The organism is Planctopirus hydrillae, assembly GCF_001707835.1.
GTDB lineage: Bacteria > Planctomycetota > Planctomycetia > Planctomycetales > Planctomycetaceae > Planctopirus > Planctopirus hydrillae.
In genome coordinates this window covers 202902-228056 of sequence record NZ_LYDR01000158.1, presented here as the reverse complement: position 1 = coordinate 228056, position 25155 = coordinate 202902, and the positions used below count along the sequence as shown (strand labels likewise).

The 25155-nt window shown below is 54.6% G+C and carries 27 protein-coding genes and 1 tRNA gene; 3 read left to right on the top strand and 25 right to left on the bottom strand.

All coding sequences use genetic code 11. The annotated features are described in order from the left end of the window. The 6 genes from A6X21_RS22720 to A6X21_RS22695 form a co-directional block, all read right to left on the bottom strand. Entirely contained in the window at window positions 1–213 is a 213-nt protein-coding gene (locus A6X21_RS22720) for a hypothetical protein (protein WP_068853218.1), read from the bottom strand. Window positions 214–284: 71 nt separating this feature from the next. Continuing rightward, window positions 285–563 (bottom strand): hypothetical protein, encoded by a 279-nt coding sequence (locus tag A6X21_RS22715; RefSeq protein ID WP_068853216.1) that lies wholly within the window; start codon window positions 561–563, stop codon window positions 285–287. 10 nt (window positions 564–573) lie between these two features. Continuing rightward, on the bottom strand, window positions 574–2685 hold the full coding sequence (locus tag A6X21_RS22710; protein ID WP_068853213.1) for a terminase gpA endonuclease subunit: 2112 nt from the start codon (window positions 2683–2685) through the stop codon (window positions 574–576). Beyond that, on the bottom strand, window positions 2682–3008 hold the full coding sequence (locus A6X21_RS22705) for a hypothetical protein (protein WP_041401598.1): 327 nt from the start codon (window positions 3006–3008) through the stop codon (window positions 2682–2684). Before A6X21_RS22705 ends, A6X21_RS22710 begins: the two co-directional genes overlap by 4 nt. Continuing rightward, on the bottom strand, window positions 2962–3657 hold the full coding sequence (locus tag A6X21_RS22700; protein ID WP_068853210.1) for a hypothetical protein: 696 nt from the start codon (window positions 3655–3657) through the stop codon (window positions 2962–2964). Before A6X21_RS22700 ends, A6X21_RS22705 begins: the two co-directional genes overlap by 47 nt. Continuing rightward, a complete protein-coding gene (locus A6X21_RS22695) occupies window positions 3644–3964 on the bottom strand; it encodes a hypothetical protein (protein WP_068853206.1) in 321 nt (106 codons plus the stop codon). The genes A6X21_RS22700 and A6X21_RS22695 overlap by 14 nt, the downstream gene beginning before the upstream one ends. A gap of 216 nt (window positions 3965–4180) precedes the next feature. Between A6X21_RS22695 and A6X21_RS22690 the strand changes: the two genes are divergently transcribed. Then, window positions 4181–5362 (top strand): AlbA family DNA-binding domain-containing protein, encoded by a 1182-nt coding sequence (locus A6X21_RS22690; protein ID WP_068853203.1) that lies wholly within the window; start codon window positions 4181–4183, stop codon window positions 5360–5362. A gap of 12 nt (window positions 5363–5374) precedes the next feature. Here the strand turns inward: A6X21_RS22690 and A6X21_RS22685 are convergent, their stop codons facing one another. The 15 genes from A6X21_RS22685 to A6X21_RS24475 form a co-directional block, all read right to left on the bottom strand. Further along, window positions 5375–6964: a ParB/RepB/Spo0J family partition protein gene (locus A6X21_RS22685; RefSeq protein ID WP_165603911.1), complete on the bottom strand. Its 1590-nt coding sequence runs from the start codon at window positions 6962–6964 to the stop codon at window positions 5375–5377. Between the two features lie 907 nt (window positions 6965–7871). Next, complete coding sequence (locus A6X21_RS22680; RefSeq protein ID WP_068853197.1) at window positions 7872–8690, bottom strand: hypothetical protein; 819 nt, start codon at window positions 8688–8690, stop codon at window positions 7872–7874. Window positions 8691–8763: 73 nt separating this feature from the next. After that, the gene (locus tag A6X21_RS22675; protein WP_068853194.1) at window positions 8764–9105 is read right to left on the bottom strand and encodes a hypothetical protein; all 342 of its coding nucleotides are present in this window, start codon (window positions 9103–9105) and stop codon (window positions 8764–8766) included. 24 nt (window positions 9106–9129) lie between these two features. Next, a complete protein-coding gene (locus tag A6X21_RS22670) occupies window positions 9130–10155 on the bottom strand; it encodes a helix-turn-helix domain-containing protein (RefSeq protein WP_068853191.1) in 1026 nt (341 codons plus the stop codon). 20 nt (window positions 10156–10175) lie between these two features. Beyond that, window positions 10176–10364 carry a carbon storage regulator gene (locus A6X21_RS22665; protein ID WP_068853188.1) on the bottom strand — a complete coding sequence of 63 codons (189 nt, stop codon included), beginning with the start codon at window positions 10362–10364 and terminating at the stop codon, window positions 10176–10178. A gap of 60 nt (window positions 10365–10424) precedes the next feature. Beyond that, window positions 10425–10949, bottom strand: coding sequence for an HD domain-containing protein (locus A6X21_RS22660; protein WP_068853185.1), 525 nt, complete (start codon window positions 10947–10949; stop codon window positions 10425–10427). A 33-nt stretch (window positions 10950–10982) separates the two neighbouring features. After that, window positions 10983–11261, bottom strand: a complete 279-nt coding sequence (locus tag A6X21_RS22655; RefSeq protein ID WP_068853182.1) for a hypothetical protein — start codon at window positions 11259–11261, stop codon at window positions 10983–10985. 116 nt (window positions 11262–11377) lie between these two features. After that, a complete protein-coding gene (locus A6X21_RS22650) occupies window positions 11378–11674 on the bottom strand; it encodes a hypothetical protein (RefSeq protein WP_068853180.1) in 297 nt (98 codons plus the stop codon). Continuing rightward, complete coding sequence (locus A6X21_RS22645) at window positions 11658–11954, bottom strand: hypothetical protein (protein ID WP_068853178.1); 297 nt, start codon at window positions 11952–11954, stop codon at window positions 11658–11660. The genes A6X21_RS22650 and A6X21_RS22645 overlap by 17 nt, the downstream gene beginning before the upstream one ends. 40 nt (window positions 11955–11994) lie before the next feature. After that, window positions 11995–13131: a site-specific integrase gene (locus A6X21_RS22640; RefSeq protein WP_068853176.1), complete on the bottom strand. Its 1137-nt coding sequence runs from the start codon at window positions 13129–13131 to the stop codon at window positions 11995–11997. A gap of 237 nt (window positions 13132–13368) precedes the next feature. Further along, window positions 13369–13626, bottom strand: coding sequence for a helix-turn-helix domain-containing protein (locus A6X21_RS25650; RefSeq protein ID WP_068853174.1), 258 nt, complete (start codon window positions 13624–13626; stop codon window positions 13369–13371). Window positions 13627–13664: 38 nt separating this feature from the next. Then, entirely contained in the window at window positions 13665–14240 is a 576-nt protein-coding gene (locus A6X21_RS22630; RefSeq protein ID WP_068853171.1) for a hypothetical protein, read from the bottom strand. A gap of 133 nt (window positions 14241–14373) precedes the next feature. Further along, window positions 14374–14457, bottom strand: a tRNA-Leu gene (locus tag A6X21_RS22625). Between the two features lie 99 nt (window positions 14458–14556). Next, on the bottom strand, window positions 14557–15051 hold the full coding sequence (locus A6X21_RS22620) for a Fur family transcriptional regulator (protein ID WP_013110403.1): 495 nt from the start codon (window positions 15049–15051) through the stop codon (window positions 14557–14559). 68 nt (window positions 15052–15119) lie between these two features. Continuing rightward, entirely contained in the window at window positions 15120–15545 is a 426-nt protein-coding gene (locus A6X21_RS24475) for a flagellar biosynthesis anti-sigma factor FlgM (RefSeq protein ID WP_165603910.1), read from the bottom strand. A gap of 536 nt (window positions 15546–16081) precedes the next feature. Here A6X21_RS24475 and ettA point away from each other — a divergent pair. Further along, a complete protein-coding gene (gene ettA, locus A6X21_RS22610; protein WP_068853423.1) occupies window positions 16082–17758 on the top strand; it encodes an energy-dependent translational throttle protein EttA in 1677 nt (558 codons plus the stop codon). 36 nt (window positions 17759–17794) lie between these two features. On the opposite strand, the gene A6X21_RS22605 is transcribed toward ettA, so the two are convergent. The 4 genes from A6X21_RS22605 to A6X21_RS22590 form a co-directional block, all read right to left on the bottom strand. After that, window positions 17795–18484 carry a UbiX family flavin prenyltransferase gene (locus tag A6X21_RS22605; RefSeq protein WP_068853164.1) on the bottom strand — a complete coding sequence of 230 codons (690 nt, stop codon included), beginning with the start codon at window positions 18482–18484 and terminating at the stop codon, window positions 17795–17797. Window positions 18485–18520: 36 nt separating this feature from the next. Next, window positions 18521–19321, bottom strand: coding sequence for a bifunctional demethylmenaquinone methyltransferase/2-methoxy-6-polyprenyl-1,4-benzoquinol methylase UbiE (gene ubiE, locus A6X21_RS22600; RefSeq protein WP_068853162.1), 801 nt, complete (start codon window positions 19319–19321; stop codon window positions 18521–18523). Window positions 19322–19495: 174 nt separating this feature from the next. Then, window positions 19496–21037, bottom strand: coding sequence for a UbiD family decarboxylase (locus A6X21_RS22595; protein ID WP_068853160.1), 1542 nt, complete (start codon window positions 21035–21037; stop codon window positions 19496–19498). A 274-nt stretch (window positions 21038–21311) separates the two neighbouring features. Further along, on the bottom strand, window positions 21312–21599 hold the full coding sequence (locus A6X21_RS22590) for a hypothetical protein (protein WP_013110409.1): 288 nt from the start codon (window positions 21597–21599) through the stop codon (window positions 21312–21314). A 355-nt stretch (window positions 21600–21954) separates the two neighbouring features. On the opposite strand from A6X21_RS22590, the gene A6X21_RS22585 reads away from it, so the two are divergent. After that, on the top strand, window positions 21955–24918 hold the full coding sequence (locus A6X21_RS22585) for a hypothetical protein (protein WP_068853157.1): 2964 nt from the start codon (window positions 21955–21957) through the stop codon (window positions 24916–24918). Window positions 24919–25155 lie beyond the last annotated feature (237 nt).

The window sequence follows — 25155 nt, the reverse complement described above, 5'->3', positions numbered from 1 at the left end:
TTAGAATCCGCTGAGGTCAACGCCCAGCACGCGATTCCGTTTGCCCTGCTCCTGGGCGACTTCTCGCCGCCACTTTTCGCGCTGGGCCACCAGGTCGTCGTACTGCATGGTTTTCCCGTCCCATGTCACCACTTTCAGGCCAGCCGATTTGCGCAATAGGTCTTCAACCTTCGTGAGCATTTCTTCGGCGAATGTGGGGGTGGGTTCGGGCATGCAGTCGATTCTGCTGCCAGCTCATGAGATTCCTAGACCGGATAAACAGGCCCTGCTTATCCGCTCAAAATTTATTCCTTTTCCGGGGCTCGCCGCTGGCTGAACTCGCGATCGATTCGCACCTGGCCGCACCCTGAGCACCTCACCCGGCGACGAATGATGAAGTTGTACGGCTCCCCATCGGGAGCAATCCCGGCAAACTGCTGCGATGTCGTCGACAGCACACTCCGTTCAGTGCTCCCACACTTGGGGCATCGGGAGAGCATGGTTGTGGTTTTCTGCGTCACGTTGGCCGCTCCCTTGGGTCGGCCTTTTTGATTGTCTTTATCTTTTGATGTGTCAGCCTTCATCGGTCTTCCTTTACCAGGTCATTTCATACGCCTTGGGTTCCCGCTTCTTGCGGCCCTTGGGCTTGGTGCTGGCCGCTTCCTCGCTGGCCAATGAAAGTTTGATCTTGCCTGTGGTCGAAGCCGCCACGCACGCCATTTTCAGGCAGTCGGCGAAGTGGTTGTCACTGAGTCCAGGCCGCAGGTCAAAGCGGTCGTGAATCTCGCCCGTGGTGGTTGTGAATGTGCCGGTCTTGATTTCGGCGTCGATGTGGTCGCCGAACATCTGGTGCGGGGAAGGGCGTGCTGTCCAGAGTGTGAGTGCTCCCCGAGTCCCCACAGGGACGGTCAGCCGGTCGCGGTGGAACTTGATCCAGAGATTGGAATCGAAGGTGCATTCCCGAACCTTGCGGCCCTTGGCCACGGGTGGAATGCACCAGCCGTTTCCCTGTTGATGCCTGACGTCATTGATGTACCGCAGCGGTTTTCCGCTTCCTTTGGCTGGCATGAGTTGCGATTTGAAGGGCGACTCCGCGCAGAACTTCCGCACGGTGTCGGTCTCAAATCCCATGTCAACAAAAGCCCGCTCAATGCGCAAGGTTTCCCCATCGGGTTTTTTCCATTCCTTGGCTAACTTTTCGCTCATGAGCTGCGACAGACCTTGATAGATTCGGCCCGGGCGGTCAGTCCCCCGGAACTTGCGGGAGAGTGTCCGGCGGGCATCGGCCAGCGAATAGTAGGCCCGTTCCTGATCGGGAAACGAGCCGTAGTCAATCACTGCCCCCGAGAAGTTGGCGGCCCAGGCCACGATCACATAGAAGAGCAGCTCGCCTTGCACGTCGGTTCCCATGGTCAACAGGACAGTTTCCGGCGGCACCACACCGCGAGCATATCCACTCAGCCGCTCTTTGATGGCGTGAGCCGACAGGGCGGCATCATCTTCCTGAGCCGCTGCGGGGTCGTTCTGGTATTCGGCAAAGAAGACATAGCGGTCTTTGAAAAACAGGTGCATCGCCGATTGAATGGCACTGATTTCATCTTCTTCGAAGCGTTCCTCCCAGGCCGCCGTGAAACCTTCTTCCAGTTCGGCCCGATGCTTCTCGTAGAACGCATTCCGCAACTGGCCCCCGTCATTCAGATGGTGGCTCTGCACCATCACATCGGCATATTCCAGCCACCGCTGCCACTGCTCCCCCTCCAGCTTGGGCATGGCGAGCATGGCACACCGCTTGCCGTGCCACTCCGGGTGGAGCTTGTGATCAAGGAAGCGGTCGGAGAGGTCTTTGGGAGCAATCACCGTGCAGCACATCACGGCGGAGATTTTCTGGCCGGGGCCTGCGAGTCCCAGCACAGCCCCCGAAATGAGACGTTCCCGCTTGTCGTTCTGGGCGGGCATCACAGCCGATTTGTCGGTCTGCGGATCATCAAGCAACACAAAGCCGGGGCGGATTTTCTTTCCATCGGGCAGCCTGTGCTGCAGGCCTCGAATGCGGCCCGTCAGACCAGCTACGCCGATGATGGCCCCTGCGGCTTTGCTTCCGGGGATGTTGGGCAGCACAATCCGGGTTTTCGTGAAGAGCATCCGCACGGGCTTTCCGGCGAACAGCAATCTTCGCTGCGGCACTCCTTCCAGCCGTGCGATCGGGTAACAGGTTTCGGGGTAATCGGCCAGGAGCAGCTCGTTGGTTTCCAGCTCGTCTTTGATCCCGGCCAGCATTTCTTTGGCGGCCTCTGCGGTGGCACCGATCAACACAAAGAAATGTTCATAACCGTGGAGGATGGCCCACAGGCAGACCCACAATGCCAGTGAGGTCTTGCCGCTCCCTCGGGGCATGGCGAGACAATAGCAGCCTCCATCCGTGATGGTGCTTTGCATGGTCTTGATCACTTCGCGATGGTCGGGAGACCAGCCCAAGCAAAACGTCTTGGCCCCATACGTTTCGCAGAAGAATTGCAGATCGTGGGCGGCCCGCTCCCGGCGTGCCGGTTCGGCCACCTCGGGCATGTCCGGGGCGATGTCGCGAGCCTGGGCCGATTGCTCTCGCTGGCGTTGGCCTTCGCGGGCTTTCTTCGCTTCGTACCGCTCTTGCTTGTTCTTTGGATCAGGTGCTGGCGGCTCGGCATCCTTTCCTGCAAAGAAGCTCAAGCTGCCAAGTCCGCAAGCTGTTTCAGGGCTCGGAGGGCTCCCGCGAAGTCCCCGATTTCGGTCATTCGCCGGTAGAGGTCGCGTGTTGCCTCAAAACAGAATCCCCGGACGGCATCTCGCGAGAGTGTGGCCGACAGTGCAAAGCCGCCAATGGCCTCTTGCACCAGGGCCATGGGGTCAGCCTGCGGCCATGTCTTTTCGATGGCCTCCAGCACATCGCGATCTCGGGCACCCGTGAGAATCCACTTGGCCACTTGCTCCACCTGGGCGGCATGGTCAAAGCTCGTGAGTGAAGAATTGTCGCTGCTCTCTTCCGCTGGCATCGGCAAGACTCCTTTTTTGCCGTGTCCAGATATCGTTCAATACTTCCCTCAAGAATGACGCAAGGGCGGGGTCATGCGCAAGTGTGAAATCCTCTAATCGGGGGTTCATGTTCAAATTCATGCTGGTACGCAGCACCAGTTCCCAGCCTTCGGCCTCAATGAGAGCAAACTTGCTGTGGTTCTGGGCCACTCGGATGGCATCGAGGCCGAACGTCTGGCGGATTTGGTGGGCGGCTTCGGGGTCGCGACGGGCGAAAGAGAAATCGATCAGCCAACGCATCGAGAGCAGTCGACCGGCTTTGACGTGTCGATCGAGCGTCTGGATTTCGTGGCGGGCTGCTGTCCAGGTCGAGAGTGAGACGCGGGCCGGGCCGGTGCGCTCGAGTATCGCTTCGAGCAGTTGCAGCAGACCGAACTGGCCTTTCGTGAATCCATAAATCTCATGAACGTGGTCGAGGCCCGCAATGGCCTCGGCGGCGGTCTGCTTTCGCCGCAGGTCGCGAATGTCCCGCTTCGTTTCACGCAGCAGGTGCCGGTGGATCGTGGGGGCCTGCAGCTCGGCCACATCGACCGACTTCACGGCATGAGTGGCCAACAGCGGATTGGCTGACAGTTGCAGTTGATTCCGCGTGGAATCAATTGGCAGCATTGAGCTTGCCTTTAATCATAGAGACTAGTCCGTCGATCACCTTGGCAAGCAAAACATCCCCCGGGGTCTCGCAAAGCACTGTGTTCTGTGGGCTCAGTGGGATTTGGTAACGACAGGATTGTGAAACTTGCGGATGCGTCATTGTGATAGACAACACATCTCGATGAGCCCCAAACTCACAACTGCAACCAAGTTTTGCAGCTTTGAGGATTGCTTCCGACAGGCTTTTCGACTTATCCGGATTGATCCACGCTGAGACATCTGGAATCTCTCCACGAACCAAATCGATGACTTTTTTCTCTGTCATGATCACCCTTTCGGCAGGCAAGAAAGTGTGTCAACTCTCTCGACCACAACGTATGGTATCAAAATCAATTGGGCAGGAAGTACCTTTCGGAGTTTGCTCAAGAATCCCAACTTCCAACCATTTCAGGTAGTAAAATCACCGATGGTCTTGCCTGGGTCAAGGCCACTAAACTTTCGCATGCATAGCAAAACCATGCCAACCCGGACAAGGACAACAATGCAATTCGCCGACCTTTCCAAAGTCACCGAAGCCGATCTTCAGTCATTGGTCAACGACAGTACGCCCGAGTCACAGACTCTCGACTTCAAAAAGGAATTTTACGCCCTCGATAAAGGGCCTAGAAAAGAAGAACAGATTTTCGAACTCCTCAAGGATGTCGCTGCAATGGCCAATTCCGAAGGCGGCGACATCATCTTCGGCATTGGCGAAATTGAAAGTGGAAAGGCAGGTGAACTGACCGGGATCGCTCCAATCGACGAAGATAATCTCGAACGGCAGGTCAACGCCCTCCTTCGCAGGATTGACCCGCCACTGTCGATAAAGATAAAGCGGATTCCACTAAGTACTTCGCTGGATGCGGTGGTTTTGCGAGTGTTCAGAAGTGTGAAGGCTCCACACCGAATTGAATATCCAGATGGGAAATGTTCTATCCCAAAGAGGGTGGGAACTCAAACACTACAAATGCGAACCTTCGAACTCAGAGAATGCATTAGAGAAAGCGACATGGCCGCAAAAGCAATTCAGAACTTTGTGTATCGTCGTGTCTCTGGCATGACGGACGGAAGCGAGCTGCCCGGCGTCGGGGGAAATCCTACTCTACATATTCATGTTGTCCCTGAGGATGCTTTTGGCACCCCCAACACTTTTTCGCACCGAGAATTACTAGATGTTTTCCGTTACAAGACTTTGCCTCATATAGGCGATGGGAATTGGATCCTTAATGTTGATGGGATCCAACTCGGAGATAGGGGCCATTGGCAAGGTGAGCGAGTTCAGATTTACCGAAATGGAATTATCGAACTGTCGCACGGGAATCTGCTCCAAGCGGACGGAAATGGCACTGAGAGAGTTCACCCTTTGTTTTTTACAGAGTCCCTTCTGGCGGTAGCCAGTGCAGTGGAGAAAATGAGGCAATTGGACTATCGGGCGCGGCTTTGGATGTATTTTTCTCTCGCCAATGTAGATGGACAAGAGCTTTGGGATTTTCGAACACGTTTCAGGGGAGGTTTGCCCATGCAGTTTGACCGGAAATACATAATGTTCCCAGAGCTGGATGTCACTGATCTTTCTCAGAAGTCTCTGTTGCCGGTCGCAAAGGCCCTCGTTGCAAACATCTGGGCTTCGGTCGGCTCAAGCAGTCCGCCCCCGTTGGACGATGACTGCAATTTCGTGTGGTAATCCAGAGGGTTTTCACCACATCCGGGCGGGAACATCCATGACTTTGGCCTGGATGATCGACTTGGGGCATGGCTTTCTCTGGTAGTGATCCACGAAATGGCTCACCATCTCGTCTTTTGTGCCGCTCCATTTCAGCCCCAACTCTTGCTGCAATTCCTTGAGCTGGGCTGTGCTATGTAGGCGTAAAAACTCTTCCACATCGTCTTTGCACGCAGTGGGGCCCCAGACCATTTTGGCAAAGTCTTTGCCGGTCATCCTCCACATACGGTCAATCAGCTCGGGGCTGATCAATTTGCCGACTCCGATTTTCCCTACATATCGCAGCCAATCGCTCAGGCATCGACGCACGATGGTTATCTGCTCGCTGGTCTCTGGTGGCACACCGGCCAATGCCTCCACAACGGCCCAGGATAGCTCCGTGCGTTCTACAGATCGGTCAACCTTATGGCCCCCGGCATTGAGATATTCCTTGAGAAAATCACGCATCTGGCCAATGGCCTGCCAGTCGGTCGTCTCGAAGATGCACCACACCAACAGAGCGATCAATTGCCGTTCGTCGGCGTCATTCGTCACCCAGTCGGCCAGCTCATCCCGCTGAATGCGGGCCTTCCACATCGCAATCTTCCCAGCCAGCAGCTCGGCTTGCTGCTGTTTCTTCGCGGCGGCCTCTTCGGGTGTCATGGGCTTAGTTTCTGTGGCCTCTTCTTCCTCGTTGCTGGTCGTTTCAGCTTTGGCCGATTCAGCCTCTGCCGCCTTCTGCAGCTCCCACCATAGCTCTTGATTGAGTGCCCATGTTGTCCCGTCTGATAACTGCACCACATCGAGTTGCTTCAACTGCTCTTTCGTGGCCTCAAAACTCACAACCACACCATTGACAGTGAGCCCTTGGCCGATGGGCAACCCGGCTTCCTTCACAGCCGATCTGATCTCATAGTCGACATCTCGGCTGAACTGCTCGGGCTCCATTGCACTCACATAGTTCTGCCACTCGGCGAACAGCTTCTTGGCGAGCACCTCATGGCGAAGAAAGGGCACCAGCTTTTCGGCGGCGCTTTTCGTGATGCTCTCATTGTGCAGCAGAGTATCAAATGGGTCGGGTAACTCGGTTAATCTGGCCAGCGAAGAAACTTCGCTTTGGCTGATCCCCACATCAGCCGCCAACTCCCGCTGCGACTTCCCGGCCTGCTTGTACGACTCTACCAGGGCTGCCATGGCCCGGGCTTTTTCGAGTGTCGAAAGCTCCTTTCGTTTCGCATTCTCCAGCAGCACCAGCCGCTGGGCCGTCTCGTCATCGCATTGGATCAGCTCGCACCGCAATGTGGGCAATCCGGCCAGCTCGGCAGCTCGCTTGCGTGTATGCCCGGCAATCAACTCGAACTGACCATCTTCGAGCACTCGCACCAGGCAGGGCGTGGTCTGGCCCATGCGAAGACTATCGGCCAGCTCATTGAGCCAGTCGGATTTCGGCTCAAGTCGGCTTTGCCATGGGGAATCGAGCAGCAGATCGACCTCCACATCTTCCCGGCCCATCATCTGGAATTTGGGGGCCGGGGCTTCTGGCTTTGTGGTCTTCTTTGGCTTTTTGGTGGTCTTTGTGGCCATGAGGAATTTCATCTTTCACTTGCTATTGAACAGATTTATTAGTTAGTAGACATTCACCGCCACGGAGGGTCTCAAAGTGCTGATGTTCGTTGCGATTATCGTGTTGGTGATAGTCATGATTGTGGTAATCATGCTCTCTGCCGTCGTCCTGTCACTTGGTCTCCTTCAATGGAAGTATGAGGCTGATGGATGGTATGGGTTTGGTGAAGTGGTAATAGGGTTTGCAACTTTTCTCGTAGCTTTGCTGGTTTATGTCAGCCCGAACGATGCAGGAACTCTATGGGCGAGGCTGGTCTATGGTTGTTTTGCTGGCCTATATGTCATGGTTCGTGGGTTTGATAACTTGGTTCAATCAAAGACTCCCTCGAAGCCACTTGTATCTATCCGTTTGTGGGTGAAGAACTTTTGTGAACCCAAACCAAAACGGGTTTCTAAAGCTAAACCACCCTTGTTAGGGCCATCGCCCGCATTCCCAATTGTTCGAACTTTTAGTCAAGCTAGACGCTTGCGTCGAAGATCTTCGGTCCGCTCTTGAAGATGCGAGATGATTCACAGGGCATCGACTTTTCTCTCCCACTTTCTGCAAGCCGCCCATCCAGCTCGAATGTCAGTCCCGGCTCCATGGCTCCACTCATGCCGCATTTGGCCGCACTTCAGATAGACGTAGTCGTTATGCCTTAACCTGCATAAGTGGCGGCAGGTCTTGCAGGTTTCACCGACAGGCCCTGTTCCTGATGGTGCTGGAATACAGGGTGGCATCTTCCGGCCAGATTTCTTGGGAGTGACTGAGTCATCGTCAAATAGCTGAGGGGCTTCGTGCAACATCGGGCCTCCTATTGGAAAAACTGACAGGTGCCAATAAAGCGGGGGCCCTTGCGACAGCCCCCGCTTCATTTCACTCGATGACTCAGGGCTGGCCGTGGAAGAGCGGGGCCGCGTTGCAGGTCTGATCGAACAGATCACGCAGCTTGCTCATTTGGTTGTCCATGGCTTTGGTGAGTTCACCAGCCGTGGGAATGAGTGCCAGCAGGCCTTTCTGTGCATCGACTTCCAAAGCACACTGGATCACTTCACGGCTTTTCAAAGACGGATCATCGAACACCTGGATTTCGAGCCAGACCGACTCGGGCAATATCGCATCTTCCGAGCCGTAAACATCTGAAACGATGTCACTACCGATCGACTCCCGGCCATGCTCGATGTTTCCGCGTTGGTTCACGGTCATGTTGAACTTCATGCGGCGAAGTGTTTGCACAATTCCCTTGCTTCGCACTTCAATCGAGTCGCTGAGCTTGATTCGCAGCAGACTCACCATCTGCTTTTGATCAAGCCATTGGGGCGATTCTTCCAGCTTCTTCATCAGTTCCCATTGCGGTGTCGGCTTCAGCTTCAGCACACCTCGGGGCCGCAGGTCTTGTTCCAGCTTGCTATCGGTCGCCAGCACAATCACCTGGGCTGCTGAATACCAGATCGATGGTGCTGATAAGCCTTCAATTTCGCGGAAGTGATTGACCAGCAGCGGCACCTGGTCAACGGTAAGAATACTGTGCTGGCGGGGCCTGGGAGCAGCCACCATGCGTTGCAATTGACCGTCAGGAGTGACCACCCCATAGACGCCTTCCGGCTCTCCTGGCAGCGTGATGATGCTTACCTTGTCCTTTGATCCTGCGGCTTGCTTCGCTGTCTCCTGGATGAGCTTCAGCGTTTCGGGGTCGCGTAACTGCATGTTGAGATTTCCTGAAATGAAACAAATGAACGGGAAACACAAAATCGATGAGCTGCAGCAGCTCGGGGCCTAATCATTGATCGAATGGCAGAGGGGCCTGATCGACCGAATCGGGGAAATCGGCGTTGAACGCCAGCCCCCCTTGCACGACTCGCATGGCGTACCGCTTCGAGCGATGGACGGGCGTTTTGCTCTTCACCTCGATCTCGACGCCAACTTCCTCCAGTTGGCCATCGGCACCCATGACCGGCTTAATGTGGAAGTCCATCGTTACTTTGCGGCTGGTCTTGTCGTAGGGCCGGTGGGTGCAGTCCTGGGCCAGTCGCTGAATGTGATGTCTCAGCAGATGATTGATTTTCCCATCGTCGAGATGGGCCAGATTCGAGAAGTCGAGGGGCACTTCGCGTGTGATCATATCCTCCCTTTCAGGTTGAGTTGGTCAGTTGCTGCCAGCGTTGGCTTTGGCCATTTCCCAGGCCTCCAGAGCGATCCCACGCTCGAACGTGATGTCTCCAGCCGCCCGACGCTTCCATGCATCGGGACGGATGAAGCGGAGCCTGTCCGCAAGGGGATTGGCTCCGATCCGTTGCAGCAGCTCCTGCAGGGTCTGGCACTCGTCCATCTCGGAGCCAAACTGCAATTCGAGCTGACGCCATTTCTCATCCAGTGCGCGATTGCTGGCCTCTCGCTGGCGGCGTTCCTCGTCGAGGTTCACCCGCGTTCTGGTCTCTACGCTGGCCACTGGCTGCCGGTCTGGCGTGGGCCAGAGTCCGGCGGGGTCTTGCCCAGGTCGCAGGTTGATCAGCCGTCGCCGAATCTTCCCCGCGTTCCAGGCCTTGAGCTGGCTGGCGTGCCTGAGCACACCCAGCACCAGCTCCACCGAGACGCCATGCTCACGGAATGAGGCGATGGGCGTCTTGGTTTCCTGTATTCCCATCCTGAACATTTCCCCCTCCACCTCCGCCCAAACGTCTTTGGGGTGGGTGATGGGTGGGGATTGGGTTGGGTATATAGGTTGGTTCGCTTGTGGTTCTCTTGTGGTCTTCGAGCGGTCTTCGAGTGGTTCGCTTGTGGTTCTTTTTTCGTCCGAAAAAGAACCACTGAAAACAGGCTCGGGACTCGCCCAGGCCGGAAGCACCACTCGATACCAGTCACCCTCTCGATTTCCTCCTCCGTCGATGCGTTCAAGCCAGCCCGCTTTCCGCAGCACCTCAATGGCGTTGCGAACGGGCGTTCGGTTCTTGGGGCTGTAGCCCAGGGCTTCTGCCAGTTGCCGCTCGGAGTAGTGCGGCAATCGGCTGTAATGCCACCCATGCTCTTTGCTGAGCAGCAAGGCCAGCAGAGCAAAGGGCAGGGCCCCGAGCTGCTGCACCAGATCGGCATTCACAAAGGCCCGGAGACAATCAGCCATGAACCAATTGTTGGGCCTGTTGGGTGCCGGGTCTGGGCGAAAAGTCTTCTGCATGGGCATCCTTGCTCCAACATCTAAGCGGCTATGGGTGCGGGTTCCGTGTTCTCGTTGTGGGGCTCGATCTCTTCGCGGCAGATGCGGACATGCCGGGGGGCCTCAATCCCCAGCCGAACTTGCTCACCTCGAACCACTCGCACAGTGATGGGGCCGTCTGAGGTGTAGAGCGTGATGGCCTCAGTTTTTTTCCGTGACAGCACTAACATTCGGATTCCTTCCGTATGTGATGGGAGACGTTCACAGTTCCGATGCGTATCGGAAGTGATCTATTGGCAGGCGTGGAACACCTGCATGAAGTGGACATAGACCTGGCCGGGCTCCCTTCGTGAGGGATCAATGGCCACGGGGTCGGGCAATTCCATTTCCCACTCGTGAGGGCAGGGCGTCCGCATCAGTTGATGGCGTTCGGAAGCCAGTGCGAGCAGATCAGCCGCATGCACCAGGGGATGGTCAAAGAGCTGCGGATCGACGCCAAACTTCTGGCCGATCACCTCATTGAAGCGGTTTTCGATGGGCTTGTAGATATCTGCAATCAAGGCCTTGAGCGGTCGTGTCACGTCGCCCAGGTAAGCCTCGGCGGCATCGTGCAGCAGCCCCGCCAGTTGCAGCTCTTTCGGAAGCTGATTGCAGACGAAAATCGAATGTTCCGCCACGCTATAAGCTCGCCGCGTGTGGCCGTTGAAGCGGTTCACCACACTGAGGGCGTGGGCGATGTCATCGATATGTATCTGGTCGGGCTTTGGGTCGAGCAGATCAACCCGCTTCCCGCTGTATGTTTGAATCCAAGTCATGCTGGGCGTTCCTCCTGAACTTTGCTCTTCGGTTTACAAACTGCTCTCAAAAGACCACCTCAGGGTCTCTTTGACAGACTTCAGCTCCTCATGCAGCGAGACGAGCTTTGCCCCGGCCAAGTCATTAGCCCGGCGTAAGGCGGTGATTTCATCCTTGCAGACGATCACGTTGAACATTTCGCAAAGCATGGAACCACGTTTTTGGGCCTCATCAAAATAGCTCTGAGGTACCGTTTGCTGCCTTGGCTTGAAGTCCCGCGCATCGATGGGCACAACCCAGGCGAAAACAGTTCTCAACTCAACTTTGTTCATGGTCGGTCTCTCGACTTTCTTTGTTGAAAACAACAAGCCGGGAACGGGCCGCGTGATGCGCCTGCGAACATCGCGGCGGCGGGCCAGCCACCGCTGCGGCCCGTCCCCCAGACTTGTTACAGACCGAGAATTCCAAGGTTAGGAACTGGTTTAAACCCCTCGTCAATCAGCTCCTGCAGCAGTGGCGGCACCTGCTCGCGAAACGCCATGATCATGCGGCGAGCCTTCCGGGCACATTCATTACCTTCATTGTTTCCCGGATGTCGCAGGGCCAGTTGCACCTGGGCAATCACGCAGAAGAACGAGAACGCATCTGATTCCAGGCATACTGTTCGACTGAAGAACTCTTTGGTGGTTGGGTCTTCTTCAATCCGTTTTGCCAAATCCTCTAACCGATTAACATGCTGAATCATCGCCTAACACCTCCATTTGTTGATCAGCCGCCGCCGCAAAAGTCGCATCGTGAGCCTGCCACAGTGGCATGCCGAGCCGTTGGCGAAAGGCCAGCATGGCAATCTTCTCGGGACTCCCTGGGGGGAAATGGCATCGAAGGTCAAACAGGCGAGTAAACCCCACCTGATCACAGGCCACACAGGGCTTGAGGTGGCCGTTTTCGCGATGGGTGTGACCGCTGCCGCCACACGTTTCGCAGGCCTCTCCAATGCTCAATATCTGCTGATTGAACTGAATCATGCGGCCCTCCTGTCAGCGCGTGAGGCCGGGGCCCCGATTGTCAGCCCGTGGCTAGTTTCAAGTCCGGCACCTTCCCCAGAATGGAAAGCAGCCGCGAAGACAAAGCATCGGTGGCCGCTCGATCGTTTTCGGTGATCTTGCGGGCCTGATAGTTCGTGTGAATCACGTTCGACTTGGGGCCGTGGCCCAGCTTCTTCTTGGCCACGGAATCCCCGAACTGGTCGAGAATCTCCGTGGCTGCCGTCGATCGCAGATGTTTCGTCAACACCCGCTGGGAATCCTTGATTCCCGCTTCTCGCTGAAACTGCCTCATCACAGCATTGAAATGAGACTCCGACATGCGGCGGCCCAGGCGATCGACCCAGGGCAGAAACGGTTCCCCCGGCTGGCTGGGCAATGAGGCCAGCAGGTGCAAAACTTCGTCGTTGCGGCCCAGGCTGATGCGGAGTTCCTTGCGAGTCTTGTTGAGTTTGGCAGGGAGCACCAGTTCCCGCAGCTCCCACAGCGTGGCATCGTCGGGCCGAGGGATGTTGAGTAATGCGTTTCGCCTCAGGGCTGTGATTCCGTCGAGAATCAAGGCCGCAATCCAGAACGTCTGGGGACTGCATCCGGGCAGGCGTGGCGACTTCGCCAGGGCCGTGGCCGCCACGAAAGCCCGGAGTTGCTCGTCGGCCAGATCGACGGGGGCCGTGTCCATCTCGGGCAATGGCTCGACATAGGGCGGGTTGTGGAGCAGCCCCAGATTGCGACGACCGACCCCGCGTGGCTGTTTGGGGCCGCAGTAGAAGAAGACCGAATTGAGAATGGCAATCTCGTTGTTGATCGTCGTATTGGTGAGCGGTTTTCCTCGCCACTGATCCCGCTGCCGTCGATGCACATAGTTTTCGAGATCGATCGAGGTGATTGACCCGAGCCGTCTTTCGAGGAGATGGCAATACCTGGTGAAGCGATCCAGCACCCGTTTGACGTTGGCGGCGAAGACGGGGGAGAAACGCATTTCGCAGCGTTGGCCATAGACCTCTTTCAAGACAATCCACATCATGGTGGGCCCGTCTTCCGTGAGTGCAGCAGTGGTGGGCGTGATGCTCTCCTCGACTGGTGCGGAATCCTTGAAGAGTGCCTCGAAGCGAGCAGCAGCAGAGGCAGAGGCCAGCGTGTAGGGATTTTGTGCGATCATCGGGGCCCGTTTGGTAAACGTGGTCTTTGATTCGCTCCGTCGCGTTTCGCATGGATCCGTCCGCTGAAAAGCTAGTTCACGCCAGCACAGTCGGCAGTGAGCTAGTGACCCTTTGTGAAGAGAAAAGGCCGCAGCGAAATGAAAAACGCCGCTGACCCTGTGAGGATCGCGGCGGTAGCAATTCAGCACCCACCGTGGCTCTCACGGGGGCTCATGGTATCCAATTGGATTGCACTGTCAAGCGGAAATTGGTTGCAACATTTCCGAGCCGAAATTGGTCAGCAGCATTTCGGGGGACAGTTTGAGGGCTTCAGCCAGTCTCACAACAGTGGTAAGGCTGGGTGAGGCCTTGCCGTTTTCCCACTCCACAACGGAGTTTGGCGATGATCCGATGAGGCCAGCCAAAGCGCGTTGACTCAGGCCAGCTCGCATTCGAGCAGCCTTCAGATTTTTGCAGAAAACTTCGGGGAGTTCGTTTGGCTTCACGGTTTCCATGCCCTCATGTTACTTGATTGGAGAACATTTCCTAGACTTCAATCGTTTCGTTTTGGTTTGCTGCGTTCGTAAGGGGCCACATACTTGCCCTTTGAGTTGATGTATCCGCTGACGGAAACCTTTTCGGAATTCGGGGCAGTGACTTTGCGATCACTCCTTTCAGTTCCGTTACCGGCCCCTCGTATGTAGCTCCCGATTTTTTGGCCGCTGGGCGTTGTCTGAGCTGGCACCAATTGTGTTGTCTGAGCTACCGCTGTTTCTGATGATGGCTCGGGGCGAATCTGCGGCATGATCACCGCCGCAAAGACACCCAGCAGGCCCAGGCAGAGCATGCCACCCATGAACATGAAGGCCGCTTCGCTGCTTGATGATTTGGCTTCGAGGGCTTTGCGTTGCTCGCTGGCAGAGAGTGCCGGCTTCGTTGTCCACCGCTGCCAGAGAGAAGGCCGCTTGGCCAGCACTGGCGAATAGGAACCCATTTCTTCCGGGGTCATGCGTTCGATGGTGTGCGATATCTGACAGCCAGGGCATTTTACAGCTTTGCTGGCTGCTCCGGCTTTGACTTTGAGCTTCCGCCCGCAGGGGCAGTCGAAACGCACGATCGAATCTGCCATTGGGGGCCTCAGGAAAAGGAAACACGCCGAACCCACACGCCCAATCGGGCTGCCGGTTCGGCGTGCGTAGTTTCCCTACGGAGAACTCACAGCTTGACTAGGTCACCTGTGATTGTGTTTTCCGTAAGTCGAGTGCCCAAGACAGGAATCGAACCTGCACGGGAGTGATCCCACTAGCTCCTGAAGCTAGCGCGTCTGCCAGTTCCGCCACCTGGGCAAGCACTTCGTGAAGAATACTTGACGCTCGTCAAACAGGCAAGTCTCCCAGAGCGAAAGTCCCAGGCCCAGCACCGGGATTTCCAGTCAGAATCATCACCTAGATCATATCCAGTCGGCGATGCGATCTTTGGGGAGGCCTGAGACACTTGGCACAGACCCCCTCGACTTCAAGACGATGCCCAGACATCCGGAAACCATGCGCGTTGGCCACTTTTTCCAGTGTTTCGGAGATCACATCGTTAGCGAACTCGATCATGTCGCCGCATTTGCTGCAAATCAGGTGGTCGTGCTGAGGATAACCGTAATCGTGTTCGTAGACTTCGCGGTCGTTGGCGCGGGCAACTCGACGCAGCAGGCCAGCCTCAACGAGCAGACTTAAAGTCCTGTAAATCGTCGAGCGACTGGCACCATCTTTCCGCCCGCGCTGTGAAAGATTCGCCACCCATTGCTCAGCATCAAAGTGATCATGCGTGGCATAGACAGCTGTGACAACGGCCTCTCGCTCGGGTGTCAGCCGCATCCCTTTGGTCTGCAGAAATTCCCGAAATTTTTCGGTCGGGTCGATGTCTTCATCAAATGCAGCGAGATGCACAACAACCTCCAACGGCTGGCTGGGAAAAAAGCCATCGAAGACATGTCGTCTGTCGCGTGGGGAAATCCTTAATCCTCATTTCGCCAGACATTCAACATCTTCTCAAGGGCGGCTTCTAACTTGGCTTCTGTATCATAGGTACCGTTGGCAATCATTTCACGAATGGCATTCAGACGCTGTTCGCGAATTTCCGGCGTTTGGGTGAGTTGATCGAGCATTCGGCCTGCTGTCGAAATATGCAGTTCATCCTGAGGAGAGGTTGTCACTGCAGGGTAGCGGTTGTCACCTGACGAAACACCCCTTGTGGGTTGGTTCGTCAACATGCGGAAAGAAGGATTCACTCCGCTGACATCCATGCCGACTACTCCAGGTTCGATCCACCGGAACACCGTATCAATGAATTCGTCTTCGTTCGAGATTTCGAGCAATGACTCTTCAGAATGATACCGTAAATCGTCGGACAGGTTCAACCTGGTGTTTGAGGAGTGAGACATTACGTGGGCTCCATCGGGACAACAGACACTGATTTTGGCCGTCATCCCGACGAATTCCGAGGAAACCTCTTGATTTCCCACATTGACAGACGAACTGGCACGAATTACTGGGAAAGTTCCCAACATCATACAACAAAGAGGGTTGCATGCTTCTCATCGGCGTTCAATCGTCTGACAGACAGAGTTATCGGCAAGCTTCTGGCAAGAATTCATCACCTTCACCTTGTGGCGAGCTCCAACCTTCAGATTGGGTGCTGTCGGGCGCGGTATGACGAATTTGCACTTCACTGATGCTGAAAGTTCTAAATTCCGCTCCCGTCCGGCTTGCATCCGCTGAATTGTCAGTTTCGCTTCACTTCCGATGCGACTGGGAATCAGTCACAATGTCGAACATGCGGAAATCAGAGGACGACCCTTTACTCCTCTGCAAAGAGCCCAAGAAACCAGCTCCAGATCACAAGTCGTTACTTAAAAAATACTTGCGACCAATCCTTCATATAAATCATCAATCCGAAATCCTCCCGGGAAGCTGCCAGATGGGTGAACAGTACATCTTCACAATGGAAGACTTGAGAAAGTTCCATGACAAAAAGGAAGTTCTCAAGGGAATCTGGCTGTCGTTTTATCCCGGCGCAAAAATAGGTGTGCTCGGCGGGAACGGAGCCGGGAAGAGTACTCTCCTGCGAATCATGGCGGGAGTGGATAAAGACTTTATGGGGACTGCCCGGCTGACAGCAGGATTTACGTGTGGCTTTGTGCCACAGGAGCCTGTGCTGAATCCCGAAAACACGGTTCTCGATGAATTGAATGAGGCCGTCGCCCCCAAAAGAGCTTTGCTCGCTCGATATGACTGGATCAATCAGCGATTTGGTGAAGGTCCGGATGCGGACGAAATGGATAAGCTGATTGACGAACAGGGGAAGATTCAGGAACAGATCGACGCCCAGAACTTGTGGGAGCTTGATCGGGAACTGGAAATCGCTGCCGACGCCATGCGTTTGCCTCCCATGGATGCCAAGATCGGGCCGCTTTCAGGCGGGGAACGTCGTCGGGTCGCTCTGTGCAAAGTTCTGCTGCAGCATCCCGATATGCTGCTGCTGGATGAACCAACGAACCATCTGGATGCAGAATCGGTCGCCTGGCTGGAGAGATATCTGCACGATTATCAGGGAACGGTGGTGGCGGTGACCCACGACCGGTACTTCCTCGATAACTCTTGCGAATGGATTCTCGAACTCGACCAGGGACACGGGATTCCCTTCAAAGGGAACTACAGCGGTTGGCTGGAACAGAAGCAGGAGAGGCTTCGCAAAGAAGAACGTCAGGCCTCAGCTCGACAGAAAACACTGGAGCGCGAGCTGGAATGGGTGCGCATGTCACCAAAGGCTCGGCAAGCCAAAAGTAAGGCTCGTCTCGCGGCCTATGAAAAGCTGCTGGCAGAAGAGCAGGAACAGCGGGATGACGTGATTGAACTCAAGATCCCCCCTGGGCCAAGACTGGGAGAACTCGTTGTTAAATTTGACGGCGTCAGCAAGGCTTTCGGCAGTAAGCTGCTGTTCGACTCGCTCGAGTTCCGTTTGCCTCCAGCAGGCATTGTCGGTGTGATTGGTCCGAATGGTGCCGGTAAGACAACACTTTTCCGGTTAATCATGCAATTGGAACAGCCGGATCGAGGAACCGTCACGGTCGGCAACACAGTCAAGATTGCTTATGTCGAGCAGAACCGGGAATCACTGAATGGCGAGCAGACGGTGTACGAAAACATTTCCGGGGGTAATGACAATCTGAAGTATGGTGACGTGACGATTAACTCACGGGCCTACTGCGGGAAATTCAACTTTAAGGGCCCCGATCAACAGAAACAGGTCAAGTTCCTCTCTGGTGGGGAACGTAACCGACTATTGCTGGCCAAAACGTTGACTGTTGGTGGGAATGTCCTACTGCTCGACGAACCGACCAACGACCTTGATATCGACACGCTGCGAGCCCTTGAAGAAGGTCTTCTGAACTTCTCTGGTTGTGCGGTTGTCATCAGCCACGACCGCTGGTTCCTGGACCGCGTGGCCACGCACATTGTGGCCTTTGAGGGAGATAGCCAGGTCGTCTGGCACGAAGGCAATTACCAGTCGTATGAAACGCTCAGGAAACAGCGGCTGGGCGAAGATGCCAATAAGCCCAAGCCAATGCGTTATAAAAAGCTGGCTGGATCGTAAATCGACGGGATTGTCGCCGCGTGATTTCTTTTGGAGTTATTCAAATTCCCCTGCGGCTGGAATTTCGCTCCATCGTCGGCCGAGTTTGTGAGGCACAGCTAACTGATCACAGACTCGGGCGACGACAAAGTCGACCAAGTCGGCCAGAGATTGCGGCTGGTGGTAATAGCCTGGCATGGCAGGCAAAATGACGGCACCAGCCTCAGAAAGCCTCTGCATATTTCCCAAAGCAATCGAACTCAGCGGCGTCTCTCGCGGCACGAGCACCAGCTTTCGTCGTTCTTTCAGATGAACATCAGCGGCACGGTGAATCAGGTTACCGGAGAGACCGTGAGAGATGGACGCGAGTGTTCCCATCGAGCAAGGGCAGATCGCCATGCCATCTGTCAGAAAACTTCCACTCGCAATCCCTGCTGAGTAATCACGCACCGGATAGTAGAACAGCTTGCCAATACTTGCCGCCTGGATGGAGTCATCAAGGAGTGGCCGGAATTGATAATGCGATAACGTAGTGTTTTTCCACGTTCCCCATGGTTCGGGGAGTAATGAGCGGGGTTCGAAATGATCCAAAGAAAGCTCGATACCCATCTCATGGTAAAAAACCTGTTGCGCAGCCGGGCTGATTGTGAGATGGATTTCCACACCTGCTGCAGCCAATGTTTCTAACAGCCGTAAGCCATAAACTGCACCACTGGCACCCGTAATGGCGAGGACAATGCGGCGCATGGCAAAAATCTTTCCATCAAGCGAACAAATCCAGGTTTACTCGGCACGGTGACCAACGTCGGGTTTCTGGCCAATGTACAACGTGGCAATTCCCAGAGTGAGCGACCAGAACTTGACGTTGATCAGACCGGCACTGCGCATGTGCTCCGCGAGAGCCTCTCCATAAGGGAACTCGGCCACCGAACTCGGAAGATAGTCGTACGCTGCCTGACGATTACGAGCCAGCCACTGCCCAATTCGCGGCAGAATATTGCGGAAATACCAACAGTAAATGTTGCGAATGATCGGATTGCCAGGAAGTGAAAACTCCAGAATGGCCACCTGGCCCCCTGGTTGACAGACACGGGTCATCTCTTCCAGACCCAGTGCCATTCGCGTGACATTTCGGAGTCCAAAGGCGACTGAAACCAATTGAAATTGATTCGCCTCAAATGGTAACGCCTGGGTATCCGCTTCAATAAACGTAATGGGTGATGAGTTGGAACTAGCGGGTTGACGAGTGTTCTTGCTCGTCTTTTTACGGGCGATGGCCAGCATTTCGTGGGTGAAATCTGTCCCGATCACCGGAATCTGCTGCTGACTGTGTTTCCAGAAAGCAATTGCCAGATCACCCGTTCCTGTGCAGACATCGAGAATGGGCGATTGATTACGGATCTGGCATCTTCGAATGGTGAACCATCTCCAGTAGTAATCTACCCCACCGGAAAGCAAGTGATTCATCAGGTCGTAACGACTGGAAATCTCACCAAACATCTGGCGAATTCGATTTTCCGATTTATCGACGGTAGCTGCCATGGGGCCTGTCTGAACCTCACTGATCGACACAGAATTTCTCATGAGCAACTCATTTTGTTTTCCATCAACAAAACGAGACGAATTTCATCATTCGGAAACTTCTCAGTCATGTTTTACAAGATGAACCGCAGTAAACAATCGATTGATAACCGGGATTTCCGATGACGGGACTGAATTCAAATCCTGTCAATTTTCACCCGAATACTGCTGACTTGCTTACAAGAGCCCAGGCGTTCTCAAGAACTTTGACAATCCGTATTCATCCCAGCGGGTTTTGACTTTTTCAATTGTCGCACTGCCTGATTGATCATCTGGGCCTGATCCCTGCCTCTTACGAGTGGCATCAATCCCGATCTTTTGACCGGAAAACTTCCATGGCATTCCAGGATGATATTGGGATAAGAACTCGTTGGAACCCGGCGGTTTTGACCAGGGGACACCAGTTCCTCTCGAGTATTCAATATCTTGAGAAAAGTCGGCCTCCCGGACAATTGCCCGCCAGACGGCCGATTGATCGCGAATGTTGACGTCATCGTCCACAATGATGACCAGCTTCGCTTCGCTCAAGATCGGCAGCGACCAGAGGGCATGGATGAACTGTCGAGCTCGCCCAATTTCGGAACTTCTCAAACTGGCAACGATCAGTTGATGACCTTCCTGCAGGGCAGGGAAGTAAAGTTCATTGAGTTCCGGAATGATCGCTGACAATCGGCTTCGGGAGACCTGCTCCAGAAGTCGATCAGCCAGATGTGATTCCCGGGTTTCCGGCAAGACCATGGGCACAAGTGGCAAAGCCCTGTGTGTCACGGCATTGATCCTCGCCAAAGGAAACTCAGCCACCTCAGATTGCCAACCAGAGCGGCGAGTTTCCAGATGATGTGGCACATTGACCACGCCTGTATCGATGACCCCTTCGAGGATCATCTCAGCGTCACCCGCGACATCGATGTCGGAAGTTCGAGCCCTGGCCACCACAAAGCCAGACTCTCGTTGACGACCGAGAAACTCCCAAAGATCGCGCCCCCAGCATGCCGGATGCAGGTTCATCCAGCGGCCATCCATCGCGTAGCTGGCCGTATCCGAGCCAATCACGAAGGCCACAGGCAAGGGCTGCCCGGCAGCTCGAGCCTCTTCCAGATGTCTCTGGGAAGCACTCCCCAAAGGCCAATCACAAATCAAGGTTTTGCTGTCGAGAATTGAAAGATGACATCGCTCAACCGATCGATCGCCTCCCGTTCCTCTTGTTATCGAATGTGCATGAAACAGGCTTGGATGAGGGCTCTGGCTCTGTCGATAAATGCCAGGAAGAGTGCTGAGATCAACCTCGCCTCCCAGACGGATCACCTGCTGTGAGGCCACTGTTCGCTGTCTGATGATTGGCTCTGTCGAAGTACTCCAGAGAAAACCCTTCGCTTCCGAGTTTGTGGCCCGGCTGAATGGAAACAGTTGGCTGATGTCGCTCCAGTGAGGCACACCGAGCATTCGGGCACAGCGCTGTTCTGTTGCCAGCAGATTCACCACGACTGGAAACTGACTTCCCCGAACATCGTCGAATACGATGACGGGAGGAAATTCTGTGAGCTGGTCGATCTGGCGAACAATCTCGAAGAGTTCCTCCCGAGGATCGACCGCGACGGTGATGCGAATCAATTCCGCTTCAGCCGCTCTTCCCGAAGAGGCCAGGTCAAAACCGTGCGGAGTTTGTGATTGAGTTGCCAGCGCCTGAACGAATGCCCCGATCGAACAGACAGTCTTCATCGATGGTGACTTTCGGAAGTGCAACGCTCACACAGTCGTTACAGATCGACTGAGATTAGACACAGTTGAGATTAGACACAGTGAATTTGTATGAGCTTGCAGCGAAAGCCCGCCACCGTCAACTCGACCGTTGGTCGGGAGATGTGAGCTTGCTTAGAGGCAACGATTTCCCAGCCAGAACGGAAAAAAAGGGGGAGTTCCCTGAAATTCGGTGCTGACCCGAGACGACAGCTTTTTCAAAAGGGACAAGCAGATCGTGAATCTTACGACACGCTCAGTCATTACTTTCCAGCCGCTGGCGAAGTTCATCTCTCTCGCTGCGAGTGACTTCCAGATCGAACATCAGGTATTTGATATCCAATCGAAGCTGGCTGAGTGCCTCCTGGACAAGATTCAGAATTCTTCGGCGTCGTTTCACGCTATCCACCACTTGATCGTAAGCCACTTGAAGCTCTTCGTGGCGCCGGGTCGCGTTCAAGACAGCGATCTGCCGCCCCAATTCGGAGAGTTCACGTGGAAGCTCTTCAGTCTCAGGGTTTGGCAATCTCGACGCGTAATCCATGGTGACTCTTTTCCGTGCGTGCAGAGAAGGGAATCAATTTTTCCTATTCAGATTCTGTGCCAACGAGTAAGCCAAACGCAACTGATTGATATAAGTTCATTCAAAAAAACAACTTAGAGACATTCGGCATTACGCAACATTAGTCCCTGATGTTGCAAAATTGCCACTTCTTGTCAGTTTCGTGGAGCGCAAAGACGTTTACGCAAAAGCATTTAGGAAATAGACTGTGACGGAGCGAGCGTTTGAAAAAAGCGACAACGTGGAGTCCGATGAGCCGGAAAGTCGATCAGTTCTTAATAAGAAATCCCTGACTTGATCTCATTTTGATCATTGCCGATTTACTAAGTAACCCTGCATGGATGCACCGGGCCCGACATACTCGTTTCCTCAGGCCGATTTGCGACTACTCCGCAAATCGTGGTTGTGCCTTGCTGTCCTGGTGGGATGGCTCGGGGTTACTCTGTCCGGTTATGCCGACTTTGCCGAAACATTCGATAGCGAGCAGACGAGTTTCCGCATTCGGGTGGGTGGCACTCGCAGTCGAGTTTTGAATCATTCCCGCGAATCCAAGTCGGCACAGTCTGGTCTCCGTGGAGAAATGTTCCGCGTTGAGATCATTGAAGACGGGAATGTCATTCAGGCGGAAATGCCAATTTCCAAGGGCCGTGCTCTGGAGGGTGTCAGTGCCGAAATCTTTCTCAAATCCAATCGCCCGGGAGCTGTACTGGCTCTCAAACTGATTTGTGCTTCAACCACCCATCCTGAAACAGGTCATCCACTGGAACTGATCATCGAAGGAAACACCTATGTTTCTTCTGGACAATGGCAAAAACTCTCCTGCACTTTAACTGAAAAGAAACTCGCCGAGAAAGTTCGCCCGCTGCGTGCCAAATACCGGCAACCAATCCCATTGAGTGAGCTTGTCCTGCATTCCGTCATGCTCGCGATTCCTGCTGACAGAGGCCTCATCGATGTTTCACTTGATGAGTTGAAAGTCAGCCCGATCGTGCCAGTAGAAACTCATCCCCACACGTTAACCACGCCATCAGACATCGAGCAGGCCTCGCACGTTGATTTTCGCCTGGATCGTCTGGTCGTGGATGGCAAACCGATGATGCCTCGTTTTGTGCCGTGGCACAGCGAATCACCATCGGATTTGCGAAAGATGGGACTGAACCTGGTGTGGGCACCCGATTGGTCGGATATCGAATCACTGTCCGAACTCCGAAAGGCGGGACTCTGGGCCACAGCCACGCCGCCCAAACCCAAATCGGCCACAGGTGAAAACCTCCCTGCTGATGAGGCAGGTCTACCACCATTTTTACCAAACACTTCGCCAATCCTCTTCTGGAACCTGGGGACTCGAGTCACCAGCCAGGTCAAAGACGACCTTTTGAACTGGGTGGAACAGGTCCAGACAGCCGATCGCCAGTTCAATCGCCCGCTGTGTGCCGATGTGATTGGCGGGGAAAGGCTTTACTCCCGTTACATCGACATGCTCGGAATGAGTCGCCACGTCGTCCATTCTTCGATGAGCTTTACCGATTATCGCCGCTGGCTCATTGAGCAGAAATTGCGCGGACGCCCTGGAACATTTGCCTGGACCTGGCTGCAAACGGAACCATCACCCAACTGGCGGAAATTCACGGCAAACTCTCTTCAGCAGGAGGGGAGTGGATTATCGACCGTCTCTGCCGAAATCCCTCCGGTCGATATCAGCCGGGGGCAGAGCCCGACGAACATTCCTTTTGTGCATTATGTAGAACCTGAGCAGCTCCGACTACAGGCCTGGATTGCGGCCACCAGTGGCTACCGAGGTCTGGGCTTCTGGTCAACATCCCCACTCACTGATGATTCTGTACTGAGCCGTGAACGACGACTCGCCATGACGATGTTAAATCTCGAGTTGGAATTGCTCGAACCATGGCTGGCAACCAGTACTCCTTTTGCAGAAACCACATTCACAGTCGAACGGCGAAAAAGTTCTAACCGGCGGGAAGGTCAATCGACGGCGACTAAGCCCTCCGAGAGCGACTCACAGGAATTGATTGCCGCCGTGCTGCGTACAGAATCTGGAACTCTCGTTGTTCCCATGTGGCTCGAATCCAGATCGCAGTATGTTCCGGCACAGCTCGCAGCCAACTCGGCAACCATTCTGGTTCCTGAGGGTAATGAAGCTGCCATGGCTTACGAGATCACTCCGACAGGGATCGACAGTCGTAAGCATCGCAGAGTCGCAGGTGGGTTAGAGGTGGTTTTGCCAAAATTCGATCAGACGGCGGTAATACTCCTGACTTCGGACAGACAGTTGATTGCCCAGTTGGAACAGCGGGCGGCAATCTACCAGGCGGCTTATGCAGAAGCCTGCCTCGAGTTGACGCGTTTGAAACTCGAACGTGTTCGGCTGGTTGATCAGGAATTGCAACAGATGGGTGTGGGCCAGGCAGACAGCCCGCAGCTTTTAGGTTCGGCGAGAATTTATTTCGAGCAGGCCGAGTACGCTTTTCGAAATCAGGATTATCGCGGGACGCAAAATGCCTGTCAGGCGGCTCTACAGTTAACCAGAATTCTCCAGCGGGCCCATTGGGATGAGGCTGTCCGTAAAGGGAATTCACCATTAAGCAGCCCTTACAGCGTCTGCTTTCAGACGTTACCTCTGCACTGGAAGCTGATTTCCCGCATGGGCAGATCTCATCTGCTTCAGGGAGAAAACCTGCTCAAGTCGGGTGATTTTGAATCGCCTGACCAGTTGATTTCTGATGGCTGGACACACTGGCAGAACGATGTTCCCGGCTGGATGGCCTTGGCAGAACTTTGTCCCCAGGGGCAGGAGAGTCGGTATGCACTCCGCCTCGCTGCCTTTGAGCAATCGAAAGACGAAAAAACTCCTCCGACCGATCAAATGCTCGATCACGAGCCACTGCTGACAATCCGCTCACCGGCCGTTGAAGTTTCACCGGGTGACATCGTTTACATGAGTGGCAACATTCTGATGACGAAGCCGATTGTGGGCCCGTGGGAAGGATTGACGATCACGGAAAGTCTTTCCGGTAAAGCGGGATCTCATCGATTCCAGCCATCGCCCACTTGGCAACGATTTGAAATGGTACGCCCCTGTACCGAAGCTGGCCAATTGCAATGGATTCTGGAACTGGGTGGAAGTGGAGAAGTACTAATTGACAACCTGCAGGTACGCAAGCTCTCCCCGGCAGAGTCAGCGACTGGACATTCCAAACCCGAAGGAAGTGGGAATTCTCGTTTACGAGGTCTGATTCCTCGCTGGCCTGGACGCAGCAAAACACCAGCGAATATGCCATAAGGCTGGATGTTACAGCTCGCTGAAACGACAGATTTTCCTGGCCCGGGAAACCTGCCGGAAGCGAAAGTTGAAAAGTCTGCTCGACACTTCAACTTCAGATCAAAAGGCCGTACCATTCGCGTAGATTTTCTTGCAGGTAACGCCGCAATGTTGCGATATGCCTGAGGAACTTTCGCGTTCTGGCAGTGAAAACTGTCGATGATCCCAAGCCTGTCCTTGCTGGCTGTAGTGCCACCT